This window comes from Bradyrhizobium sp. A11, from assembly GCF_042077125.1.
Taxonomy (GTDB): Bacteria; Pseudomonadota; Alphaproteobacteria; order Rhizobiales; family Xanthobacteraceae; genus Bradyrhizobium; species Bradyrhizobium japonicum_B.
In genome coordinates, this window is sequence record NZ_CP149509.1 from 6,156,051 (window position 1) to 6,167,500 (window position 11,450).

Consider the following 11,450-nt stretch of genomic DNA (forward strand, 5'->3'; position numbering starts at 1 on the left):
CCGGATCATCCGGCTGCAACGGCTTCCGTGAGGATGCCGCCGCAGATCAGCGTTTCCATGTGCTTGATATATTGCCGGCAGACGTCGTCGGTGACCGGACCGACGCCGGTCGCGCGGGACATCGCGTGCCGGCCGAAGAACAGGTGATCGCAGGCGCCGATCAGGCTGGTGTAGAACAGCACCGGATCGGTGGCGCGGAATTCGCCGCGGCTGACGCCCTCCGCGAGCAGTCGGCGGTGGAAATCCAGCAGCGGCGCGACGAAGAATTGCGAGACTTCGTCGGCGGAACTCGCACTGGTTTCGTGCAGAAGATAATGGATCAGCCGGTTCATGTAGGGAAACCGGTGATAGGCGCGGATGATGCCGGCGATGTGCAGCTTCAGCTTCGCCGTCGCCGTGATCGGCTGCGCCAGAAGGTATTCGAGGTTTGACATTTCGGTTGCGGCATCCCGCGCCAGCAGCGCCAGCAGCAGGCCGTCCTTGTTGCCGAAATGATATTTGACCAGCGCGGCATTCGCGCCCGACTTCTGCGCGATGTCGGACAGCGAGATCTCGATCGAGGAGCGTTCGATCATCAGCTCGCTCGCGGCCACGAGCAATTTCTCCGCCGTGGAATTCTTCCCGCTCGGGAGCCTGTTCGGTACGCTGGTAGCCACAGAAGATCCCTGTTCGCCGCTCGAAGCGGGGCGCAGATAAGCCCAAGCAGCGCCTCATCACAAGAGTTAATTGATCGATTGACTAAACGATCTCCCGTCCCTTAAATCCGCCCTCGACACCCAACTCCAATCAAGAATTCAGGGAGAAACCGACATGGCCGAGGCTTACATCGTCGCCGCTGCGCGTACCGCCGGCGGGCGCAAGGGGGGCCGCCTCGCCGGCTGGCATCCGGCCGATCTCGCCGCGAAGGTGCTGGACGAGCTGGTCGATCGCACCAAGGTCGATCCTGCCTTGGTCGAGGACGTGATCATGGGCTGCGTCATGCAGGTTGGCGAGCAGTCCAACAACGTCGCGCGCAACGCGGTGATGGCCTCGAAGCTGCCGGAGAGCGTGCCGGGCACCTCGATCGACCGCCAGTGCGGCTCCTCGCAGCAGGCGCTGCACTTCGCCGCGCAGGCGGTGATGTCGGGCGCCATGGACGTCGTGATCGCCGCCGGCGTGGAATCGATGACGCGCGTGCCGATGGGCCTGTCCTCGCAACTTCCCGCCAAGAACGGCTTCGGCAATTACAAGAGCCCGGGCATCGAGAAGAAGTATCCGAACATCGTGTTCAGCCAGTTCACCGGCGCGGAGATGATGGCGGAGAAGTACGGCCTCTCCAAGGACGAGCTCGACCAATATTCCTACGACAGCCATCAGCGCGCGATCGCGGCAACGCAGGCCGGCCACTTCAAGAAAGAGATCGTGCCGCTCGAGATCACCCGCGCCGACGGCTCCAAGGACACCCACCATATCGACGAAGGCATCCGCTTCGACGTCACACTCGACGGCATCAAGGGCGTTAAGCTGATCGCCGAGAATGGTAAGCTCAGCGCCGCCAGCGCCAGCCAGATCTGCGATGGCGCCTCCGGCGTCATGGTGGTGAACGAGAAGGGCCTGAAGCAGCTCGGCGTCAAGCCGATCGCGCGCGTCCATCACATGACGATGATGGGCGGCGATCCCGTCATCATGCTGGACGCGCCTTTGCACGCGACCAAGCGCGCGCTGGAGAAGGCCGGCATGAAGATCGGCGACATCGACCTGTTCGAAGTCAACGAGGCCTTCGCCTCGGTGCCGACCGCCTGGCTCAAGACCACCGGCGCCGATCCCGAGCGTCTCAACGTCAACGGCGGCGCCATCGCGCTCGGCCATCCCCTCGGCGGCTCCGGCACCAAGCTGATGACGACGCTGGTGCACGCCCTGCATCAGCGCGGCAAGCGCTATGGCCTGCAGACCATGTGCGAAGGCGGCGGCATGGCCAACGTGACGATCGTGGAGCGGCTGTAAGAAGAACAAAAGCGAGTAGTGAGTGGCGAGTAGCGAATGGTGAGTAGGCGAAGAGCGGTTTGCCCTTCTTCCCTATTCGCCACTCGCTACTCGCCATTCGCGTTTTGAAGGAAACGCCATGACCCACCCCTCCATCCACGCCCGCACCACGCCCGACAAGATCGCCTACCAGATGGCCGGCGCCGGCAAGGCGATCACCTATCGCGAGCTCGACGAGCTCTCGAACCAGGGCGCGCAGCTGTTCCGCTCGCTCGGGCTGAAGGCCGGCGACCACATCGCGCTATTGATGGAGAACCGTCTCGCCTTCATGGAGCTGTGCTGGGCCGCGCAGCGCAGCGGGCTCTACTACACCGCGATCAGCCGCTACCTGAAGCAGGACGAGATCGACTACATCATCGCCGATTGCGGCGCCAAAGTCGTGATCACCACCCCGCAATGCGCCGACCAGATCAAGGGCCTGATCAAGGGCACCGCCGGCGAGCCGATCTTTTACATGATGGACGAGCCGCTGCCCGGCTTCCGTTCCTACGACAAGGAAGCCGCCGCGCAACCGACCACGCCGATCGCAGACGAGATCGCCGGCTACGACATGCTGTATTCGTCCGGCACCACCGGCCGGCCCAAGGGCGTCAAGAAGGCCTTCGAAGGTAAAGCGATCGACGAGCCGAACCCGCTTCTGCGCGTGCTCTGCGCCGACATGTGCGGCATGAACACCGACAGCATCTATCTGTCGCCTGCGCCGCTCTATCACGCCGCCCCCTTGCGCTTCAACATGATGGCGATCGTGCTCGGCGGCACCTCCATCATCATGGAGCACTTCGACGCCGAAGAGTTCCTGAAGCTGGTCGAGAAGTACAAGGTCACCCAATCGCAGCTTGTGCCGACCATGTTCGTGCGCATGCTGAAGCTTCCGGACGAGGTCCGCACTAAGTATGACGTTTCCACATTGAAGGGGGCGATCCACGCCGCCGCGCCCTGCCCGGTCGACGTCAAGGCGAAGATGATCGAATGGTGGGGGCCGATCCTGATCGAGTATTACGCGGGCTCGGAAGGCAACGGCGTCACCGTCTGCAGCTCGCAGCAATGGCTGGAGCATCGCGGCAGCGTCGGCCGCGCCGTGGTCGGCAAGGTCAAGATCCTCGACGAGAACGACGAGGAGCAGCCGGTGGGCGAGATCGGCACGGTCTATTTCGCCGACGCGCCCGCATTCACCTATCACAATGATCCCGAGAAAACGAAGAAAGCCTACAACGCCAAGGGCTGGTCGACGCTCGGCGATGTCGGCTACCTCGACAAGGACGGCTTCCTCTATCTCACCGACCGCAAGTCTTACATGATCATCTCGGGCGGCGTGAACATCTACCCGCAGGAGACCGAGGACGTGCTGATCACCCATCCTGAGGTCGCCGACGTCGCGGTGTTCGGCGTTCCGAACGAGGAGATGGGCGAAGAGGTGAAGGCGGTGGTGCAGCCGCACGACATGAGCCGCGCCGGCAAGGCGCTGGAGGCGGATCTGATCGCCTATTGCAAGGGCCGCCTCTCCGCCATCAAGTGCCCGCGCTCGATCGATTTCGAGCCCGAGCTGCCGCGCACGCCGACCGGCAAGCTGGTGAAGCGGCATCTGCGCGATCGGTATTGGCCGAAGGCGGCAGCGAAGATTTAGCCCGCGATCTCGTAGGGTGGGCAAAGGCGCGAAGCGCCGTGCCCACCACCTGTCCATGTGACAATAGGTTCGGTGGGCACGCTCCGCTTTGCCCACCCTACGAAGTCAGTGCAAGCCGTCTCAATCAAACAGACTCGGCGTGTGGTTCACCAGCGCGCCTTCGATCTCGAGCATCTTCAGCTTGGTGACCACGCCGCCATTGGCCGAGAAGCCGCCGGGCTTGTTGCCGGCGGCGAGCACGCGATGGCAGGGCACCACGATCGGGCACGGATTGCGGCCGAGCGCCTGGCCGACGTCGCGCGACAGCTGAACACCGCCGAGCTGCTTGGCGATGTCGCCATAGGTGATGGTCTTGCCCGGCGGAATCGCGCGGGCGATCTCATAGACGCCGCGGTTGAACTCGGGCACTCCGTCGAGATCGAGGGCAATGTCGGTGAGGTCATCCGGCTCGCCCGCGAGCAGTCTTGTGATGCGGTCGATCGCCTGCTGCACCTCCGCGGTCGGCTCGGTCTCAGTGGCCTCGGCGTGGCGCTGGCTGATGCGGGTGCGGATCTTCTCTTCGCCACCCATCGGCAATTGCGTGCCGTTGATGCCGCGCGGGCCCCAGGCGATGGCGCAAAGGCCGATCCGGGTGTCGAACAGGGCGAAATGCTGGTCGGTCATGGCTTGGTTCCTGAGCTTGCGTCCTCGTCGCATGCCCCCATCGTGATCTCGGCCCAAATCTAGGCTTGGAAATAGTTGCGATCCACCCGGTTTCCGGGAATCTTGCACAAGAGTTCCGCCCACCTCGCGAGTCCCGCATGCAAAGCCTCCACGTCAACGGTTACGACATGCCTTATCTCGACGTGGGGGATGACAGGGGCCGGCCGCCGCTGGTCTGCGTGCACGGCTCACTCAACGACTTCCGGGTCTGGGGCTGCGTGCTCGGACCGCTGACGCAGCAGCGCCGGGCAATCGTTGTCAGCCTGCGGCATTTCTTTCCCGACCGCTGGGACGGCATCGGCGACACCTATTCGATCGCCCAGCATGTCCAGGACGTCATCGCCTTCATCGAGAAGCTCGACCTTGGTCCCGTCGACCTGATGGGCCATTCCCGCGGCGGGCACATCTGCTTTCGTGTCGCGCAGCAACGCCCCGATCTGCTGCGACGGCTCGTCCTGGCGGAGCCCGGCGGCGAGCTCGATGTCAGCCTCGATCCCGATTACGTCGGCGGCCCCTCGCCGCTGCTGGCGCGCTTCACGGCCTCGGCCGAGAAGATCGCAGCGGGTGATGTCGACGGCGGGCTCGCCGTCTTCGTCGACACGCTGGAAGGCGCCGGCACCTGGCCGCGGCTGCCGGCGATGGTGAAGCAGAACCTTCGCGACAACGCCTATACATTGATCGGGCAGGTCCGCGACAATCGTCCGCCGTTCTCGAAGACGGATGCGGAATCGATCCGGATGCCGACACTGTTCATCCTGGGCGCGCGGACCAAGGGCCTGCTGCCGAAAGTGCTGCATGCGCTGGCCGCGCATGTGCCCTATTCCAAGACGGCGATCATCCCGAATGCGACGCATCCGATGTTCGAGCAGGCGCCGCAGAGATATTCCGAAGTGGTGCTGGATTTTCTGGCGAGCTGATCATGCAGACATTCCGCGTCAACGATTACGACATGGCCTATCTCGAAGTCGGGAGCGGCCCGCCGCTGGTCTGCGTGCACGGCACGCTCGGGGATTTCCGCACCTGGTATGCGGTGCTCGGCCCGCTGTCGAAGACCCATCGCGTGATCGCGGTCAGCCTGCGACATTTCTTCCCCGAGCATTGGGACGCCGTCGGCGACGACTACAAGATGGCGCAGCATGTTTCGGACACCATCGCCTTCATCGAGCAGGTGAAGCCTGGGCCGGTCGATTTGTTGGGCCATTCGCGGGGCGGCCATATCGCGTTCCGCGTGGCGCAAGCGCGGCCGGATCTGCTGCGAAAACTGGTGCTGGCCGAGCCCGGCGGCGATCTCGACGCCAGCCTGCCGCTCCCCGAAGGCACGCCTGCGCATCCGCCGCTGGCGGCACGCACGGCGCGCTCGGTCGAGATGATCCGCGCCGGCGACATCGAGGGCGCGCTGCAGAATTTCTACGAGGGCATCGAAGGCGACGGCGCCTGGCGGCGCGTGCCGGCGGCGGCGAAGCAGCAGCTGCGCGACAACGCGCTGACCTTCATCGGCCAGATCAACGAGCAGCGCCGGCCCTACACGCTCAAGGACGCGCAGGCGATCCGGACGCCGACGCTGCTGATCGGCGGCGGCGCCACGACAGGAAGCCTGTCAGTGATGTGGCGCGTGCTGGCTGCGCACATCGTGGGAGCTGAGACGGCGGTGATTCCGAACGCCGGCCATTGGATGTTCGAGCAGGCGCCGCTGGAGCTCGGCGACGTGGTGAACCGGTTCTTGGCGGAATAGGCGTTGTAAGGAGCGCACCGTCGTTGATCTCCCTCGCCCCGCTTGCGGGGAGAGGGTTGGGGTGAGGGGAGTCTCCGCGCAGACGGTGAGCATGAGACTCGCGGAGAGCCCCCTCACCCGGAATTTGCGATGCAAATTCCGGCCTCTCCCCGCAAGCGGGGAGAGGCGAAGAAGACCTCACACTTTCCACCCACCGACCGGCATCTTGACCGTTGCGTTCAGCCGGTTCCAGACGTTGATGGTCGCGATCGACAGGATCAGCGTGGCGAGCTCGCGTTCGTCGTAATGCTTGTCGGCCTCGCTCCAGACCGCATCCGGCACCGGATCCTCGCGATCGGCGAGACGGGTGACGGCCTCGGTCAGCGCCAGCGCGGCGCGCTCGGCGTCGGTGAAATAGGGCGCCTCGCGCCAGGCAGACACGGCGAACAGGCGCTCGTCGGTCTCACCCAGCTTGCGGGCGATCTTGGGATGCATGTCGACACAGACGCTGCATCCGTTGATCTGGCTAGCGCGCAGGTGCACCAGTTCCAGAAGCTTTTCCGGCAGGCCCTGCTTGGTCAGATTGCCGAGGGACTGCAGGAGGTTCATGGCCTCGGGCAGGACCATGACGGGGTGATTCATGCGGGCGTGCATCATGTTCGTCTCCATCGCTCGAATTTCGAAGGTTCCGGTCACATCGGCCGGATTGGCTTCGTCATGGGCATGACGGATCGCGACGAGGGAATGTGACCGATGACCGAGCAAAATCTTCTCACTGAACAGTTCGAGGCCAGCAGGGACCATTTGCGCGCGGTCGCCTACCGGATGCTGGGTTCCCGCGCCGAGGTCGATGATGCCGTGCAGGAGGCCTGGCTGCGGGTCAGCCGCTACGACATGTCCGATATCGCGAATCTGCGCGGCTGGCTGACCACCGTGGTCGCGCGCATCTGCCTCGACATGCTGCGCGCACGGAAGTCGCGCAAGGAAGAGCCGATGGGCCCGCATGTGCCGGAGCCGGCCGACGAGACGCCGCTGCGCGAGGCCGAGATGGCCGACTCCGTCGGCGCGGCGCTGCTCGTGGTGCTGGAAACGCTGCAGCCTGCGGAGCGGCTCGCCTTCGTGCTGCACGACATGTTCGCGGTGCCGTTCGAGGAGATCGCGCCGATCGTGGGCCGTTCGGTCGAGGCGTCGCGGCAGCTCGCCAGCCGCGCGCGGCGGCGCGTGCAGGGAGCGCCGGTGCCCGAGACCGACCTGTCACGCCAGCGCACAATCGTCGATGCCTTCCTCAAGGCATCGCGTGAGGGCAATTTCGAAGGGCTGCTGGCCGTGCTCGATCCCGACGTCGTCTTCCGCGCCGACGAGGCCGCGATGCGGCTCGGCACGCTGGCTGAGATCCGCGGCGCGGATGCGGTCGCGCAGCTCTACAAGGGCCGTGCCCGGGCGGCGCGGACCGCGCTGGTCGACGGCGAGATCGGGGTGGCCGTCATCCTCGGCGGGCAGCTGCGCATCGCGGTGCGCGTGACGTTCAAGAACGACCGCATTGCCGGGATCGAGGCCCTGGCTGATGCGGAGCGGCTCGCTACGCTGGAGGTCGAGGTGCTGGAGGGCTGAGCCCGAGGCGCAATATCGCGAAAACAACCCCATGCACAGTAGATGGGCCTAGCGATATCAAAGGCTTAGCCGGTGCCCCGACGGGGCGTTGCGTCACCCTCCGATACCGCTTGACGGGCCCACCTGTCCGAGCGTAGCTTCGAATACGGAATTCCGTATTCCCTCTTGCCTTTCGGAGCTGCCGGCGTGATCCCTCTCGACCCGCTCCCGAACCTGATCGACCAGGTCTATGCACGCATCCTGGAGGCGATCTCCGACCGCACGCTCGAGCCCGGCCGGCGCATCCGCCAGAACGAGCTTGCCGACAAGCTCGGCGTGTCGCGCCAGCCGGTGTCGCACGCGCTGCATCTGCTGCACCGCCAGGGTCTCGTGGCCGAGAGCGGCAAGCGCGGCTTCGAGGTCACCCAGCTCGACCCTGCACGCATCCGCCAGCTCTACGAGGTGCGCGGCGCGATCGATGCGCTGGCGGCCCGGCTCGCGGCACGACGCGCGGGATCCGACGCGGCCGGCCGCGCGCGGCTGGAAGCGTCGCTGGCCGCCGGAGGCCGCATCGACAGCGCGACGCCCCTGGCCGAACTCATCGTGCTCGATGTCGATTTTCACCGCGCGATCTATCAGCTCGCCGGCAATCCCGTGATCGAGGCGACGATCGCGCCGCAATGGCCGCATATGCGCCGCTCGATGGCGACGGTGCTGTCGGAGCTCGACTATCGCGGCAGCGCCTGGGCCGAGCACGCCGGCATCGCCGGGCATATTCTCGCAGGCGATGCGAGCGCGGCCGAACGCGCCGCGCTGGCGCATGCGCAAACGGCGGGGCGGATGACCGAGGAGAGGTTGAGGGCGAGCGACGAGGCGGCGGCGTAGGACACCGCGCTCCGTCATGCCCGGCCTTGTGCCGGGCATCCACGTTCTTTTGAACGTGACGCCAAGACGTGGATGGCCGGGTCAAGCCCGGCCACGACGAGAGAGAGACAACAAATAACAAACCAAGGAGGACGACCCATGAGACTGTCTCAGGAGCAATTGGAGTTCTTCCACCGCGAGGGCTGGCTGTTCCTGCCCGAGCTGTTTGCCCAAGAGGAGGTCGATCTGCTGGCGCGCGAGGCGGTCGGCATCTACGACGCCAACCGGCCGGAGGTCTGGCGCGAGAAGAGCGGCGCGCCGCGCACGGCCTTTGCCGCGCATCTCTACAACGAGGCCTTCGGCATTCTCGGCGCGCACCCGCGCATGATCGAGCCGGTCGAGCAATTGTTCGGCGAGCCCGTCTACATGCACCAGTTCAAGATCAACGCGAAATCAGCCTTCACCGGCGACGTCTGGCAGTGGCACCAGGATTACGGCACCTGGAAGCGCGACGACGGGATGCCGGAGCCGCGGGCGATGAACATCGCGATCTTCCTCGACGAGGTGATGCCGATCAACGGCCCCCTGATGCTGGTGCCGCGCAGCCAGAACGCCGGCGATCTCGAGGCCTCGCACGACCTCGCCACCACCTCCTATCCGCTTTGGACGCTGGACGAGGCGACGGTGACGCGCCTCGTCGAGCAGGGCGGCATCGTCGCGCCGACCGGCAAGCCCGGCGGCATGCTGATGTTCCACGGCAATCTCGTGCACGGCTCCGCCGGCAACATCACTCCCTATCCGCGCAAGATCGTGTATCTGACGCTGAACGCGGTCTCCAACTACATCCGGACCCCGACGCGGCCGGACTACATCGCCCATCGCGACTTTACCCCGATCAAGACGGTGGACGACGATGCGCTGCTGCGGCTCGCCCGTGCACCGCGGCAGGCGGCGGAGTAGTCTGAGGTCTCGTGCCCCGGATGCAGCGCAGCGTCTCTTCGACGATGCGCTGCAGAGCCGGGGCCCATGCCACACGGGTTAGTTTCCCTGGGTCCCGGCTCTGCGGAGCAGCGTTTACGCTGCATCGCGTCCGGGACACGATAGTTTAGCAGGACATTCCCATGAACCTCTTCCGCCTCCTCCAGGCCCGCGCCTCCGCCGGCAAGCCCGTCCGGGTCGCATTGATCGGCGCGGGCAAATTCGGCTCGATGTTTCTGGCGCAGGTGCCGCACACGCCCGGGCTGGAGGTGCCCATCATCGTCGACATCGACCGCGAGCGCGCGCGCGAGGCCTGCCGCACTGTCGGCTGGGACGCGGAGCGGATCGCCGCGACAATGTTCACCGATGACGGCGCGCGCGCCATTGCCGGCGGTGCGATGGACGTAGTGGTGGAGGCGACCGGCAATCCCGCGGCCGGCATCAAGCATGCGCGCGCCGCGATCGCCGCGGGCAAGCATATCGTGATGGTGAATGTCGAGGCCGACGTGCTGGCGGGCCCCCTGCTCGCCGAGGAAGCGCGCAAGGCGGGTGTGGTCTATTCGCTCGCTTACGGTGACCAGCCGGCGCTCACCGCCGAGATGGTCGACTGGGCCCGCGCCACGGGCTTCCACGTCGTCGCCGCCGGCAAAGGCACGAAATATCTGCCGGCCTATCACGACGTGACGCCTGACGGCGTCTGGCAGCATTACGGCCTGACCGCAGGCGAGGCGCAGTCGGCCGGCATGAACCCGCAGATGTTCAACTCGTTTCTCGACGGCACCAAATCGGCGATCGAGATGGCCGCGATCGCCAATGCCTGCGCGCTCGACGTGCCCGCGGACGGCCTGCTGTTTCCGCCCTGCGGCGTCGACGATCTGCCGCACATCATGCGGCCGCGCTCGCGCGGCGGCGTGCTGGAGCGACCTGGCGTGGTCGAGGTCGTCTCCTCGCTCGAGCGCGACGGCCGGCCGGTGTTCCGCGACCTGCGCTGGGGTGTCTATGTCGTGCTGGAGGCTCCGAGCGATTATGCCGCCGACTGCTTCCGGCAATACGGCCTGAAGACCGACGCCAGCGGACGCTTTGCTGCGATGTACAAGCCCTATCATCTGATCGGGCTCGAGTTGAACATCTCGGTGCTGTCGGCCGCGCTGCGGGGTGAGCCGACCGGCCAGGCCAGCGGCTTCCGCGGCGACGTGGCGGCAGTCGCCAAGCGGAATTTGCGCGCGGGCGAGATGCTCGACGGCGAGGGGGGCTATACGGTGTGGGGCAAGCTGGTACCGGCCGCCGCGAGCCTGCGGGCCGGCGCCTTGCCGATCGGACTCGCCCATCGCGTGAAGCTGAAACATGACGTCGCCCATGGCGCGGTGGTGCGCTGGAGCGATGTCGAATTCGATGCGGGCAACGAAACGGTGAAGACGCGCAAGGTTATGGAAACCGCATTCGCAGCGCAGCATTGACCGGCTTGCCAGGGCACAACCAAAGCGCGCTTGATTTGAGGTTCCCCTTTGGTCATGCTGACCGCGATCCGGGAATACTGAACTTCGGACATACATAAGGAAACGTCGGCCAGCGACGAAGACGAAAGCGGCGTCAAGACCGCGATCCCTCGTCGAGGACTCGGCATCACAGGAGGGAAACGCATGGAACGTCGTAAATTCCTGACGGCGGGCGGACTGGGCCTTGCCGCAAGCGCAGTCGCATCGCCAGCTATCGCACAATCGATGCCCGAGGTGAAATGGCGGCTCGCCGCGAGCTGGCCGAAATCACTCGATACGCTCTATGGCGGCTGCGAATATTTCTGCAAGCGCGTGGCCGAGATCACGGACAATCGTTTCCAGATCCAGCCCTTTGCTGCAGGCGAGCTCGTGCCTGGCCTGCAGGTGCTCGACGCCGTCGCCAACGGCACCGTCGAGATGGGCAACACCGCACTGTATTATTATTGGGGCAAGAACCCGGCGT

At 65.5% G+C, this 11,450-nt stretch carries 12 protein-coding genes (1 of these 12 only partly in view); 9 read left to right on the forward strand and 3 right to left on the reverse strand.

Features of this window, described 5'->3' with window-relative positions:
* Window positions 1-5: 5 nt before the first annotated feature.
* Window positions 6-599: a TetR family transcriptional regulator gene (locus WI560_RS28965; protein ID WP_375305909.1), complete on the reverse strand. Its 594-nt coding sequence runs from the start codon at window positions 597-599 to the stop codon at window positions 6-8.
* Window positions 600-810: 211 nt separating this feature from the next.
* On the opposite strand from WI560_RS28965, the gene WI560_RS28970 reads away from it, so the two are divergent.
* Window positions 811-1,983 (forward strand): acetyl-CoA C-acetyltransferase, encoded by a 1,173-nt coding sequence (locus WI560_RS28970; RefSeq protein ID WP_375305910.1) that lies wholly within the window; start codon window positions 811-813, stop codon window positions 1,981-1,983.
* Between the two features lie 118 nt (window positions 1,984-2,101).
* The gene (locus tag WI560_RS28975; protein ID WP_375305911.1) at window positions 2,102-3,646 is read left to right on the forward strand and encodes an acyl-CoA synthetase; all 1,545 of its coding nucleotides are present in this window, start codon (window positions 2,102-2,104) and stop codon (window positions 3,644-3,646) included.
* 120 nt (window positions 3,647-3,766) lie between these two features.
* Here WI560_RS28975 and WI560_RS28980 read toward each other — a convergent pair whose 3' ends face one another.
* A complete protein-coding gene (locus WI560_RS28980) occupies window positions 3,767-4,309 on the reverse strand; it encodes a methylated-DNA--[protein]-cysteine S-methyltransferase (RefSeq protein WP_257176310.1) in 543 nt (180 codons plus the stop codon).
* A 137-nt stretch (window positions 4,310-4,446) separates the two neighbouring features.
* Here WI560_RS28980 and WI560_RS28985 point away from each other — a divergent pair, with 137 nt between their 5' ends.
* On the forward strand, window positions 4,447-5,265 hold the full coding sequence (locus WI560_RS28985) for an alpha/beta fold hydrolase (protein WP_375305912.1): 819 nt from the start codon (window positions 4,447-4,449) through the stop codon (window positions 5,263-5,265).
* 2 nt (window positions 5,266-5,267) lie between these two features.
* Window positions 5,268-6,080: an alpha/beta fold hydrolase gene (locus WI560_RS28990; RefSeq protein ID WP_375305913.1), complete on the forward strand. Its 813-nt coding sequence runs from the start codon at window positions 5,268-5,270 to the stop codon at window positions 6,078-6,080.
* Window positions 6,081-6,257: 177 nt separating this feature from the next.
* Here WI560_RS28990 and WI560_RS28995 read toward each other — a convergent pair whose 3' ends face one another.
* Window positions 6,258-6,713: a carboxymuconolactone decarboxylase family protein gene (locus tag WI560_RS28995; RefSeq protein ID WP_257197954.1), complete on the reverse strand. Its 456-nt coding sequence runs from the start codon at window positions 6,711-6,713 to the stop codon at window positions 6,258-6,260.
* Window positions 6,714-6,812: 99 nt separating this feature from the next.
* Here WI560_RS28995 and WI560_RS29000 point away from each other — a divergent pair, with 99 nt between their 5' ends.
* The 5 genes from WI560_RS29000 to WI560_RS29020 all read left to right on the forward strand — a co-directional run.
* Entirely contained in the window at window positions 6,813-7,670 is an 858-nt protein-coding gene (locus tag WI560_RS29000) for a sigma-70 family RNA polymerase sigma factor (protein ID WP_375305914.1), read from the forward strand.
* 186 nt (window positions 7,671-7,856) lie between these two features.
* Window positions 7,857-8,534, forward strand: coding sequence for a GntR family transcriptional regulator (locus tag WI560_RS29005; protein ID WP_375305915.1), 678 nt, complete (start codon window positions 7,857-7,859; stop codon window positions 8,532-8,534).
* Window positions 8,535-8,672: 138 nt separating this feature from the next.
* Window positions 8,673-9,473 (forward strand): phytanoyl-CoA dioxygenase family protein, encoded by an 801-nt coding sequence (locus WI560_RS29010; protein WP_375305916.1) that lies wholly within the window; start codon window positions 8,673-8,675, stop codon window positions 9,471-9,473.
* Window positions 9,474-9,634: 161 nt separating this feature from the next.
* Window positions 9,635-10,948, forward strand: a complete 1,314-nt coding sequence (locus WI560_RS29015; RefSeq protein WP_375305917.1) for an NAD(P)H-dependent oxidoreductase — start codon at window positions 9,635-9,637, stop codon at window positions 10,946-10,948.
* A gap of 183 nt (window positions 10,949-11,131) precedes the next feature.
* Window positions 11,132-11,450, forward strand: partial view of a TRAP transporter substrate-binding protein gene (locus tag WI560_RS29020; protein WP_375305918.1) — the start only. The gene runs 770 nt beyond the window's last position; only the first 319 of its 1,089 coding nucleotides appear in the window; it begins with the start codon at window positions 11,132-11,134; the stop codon falls past the right edge of the window.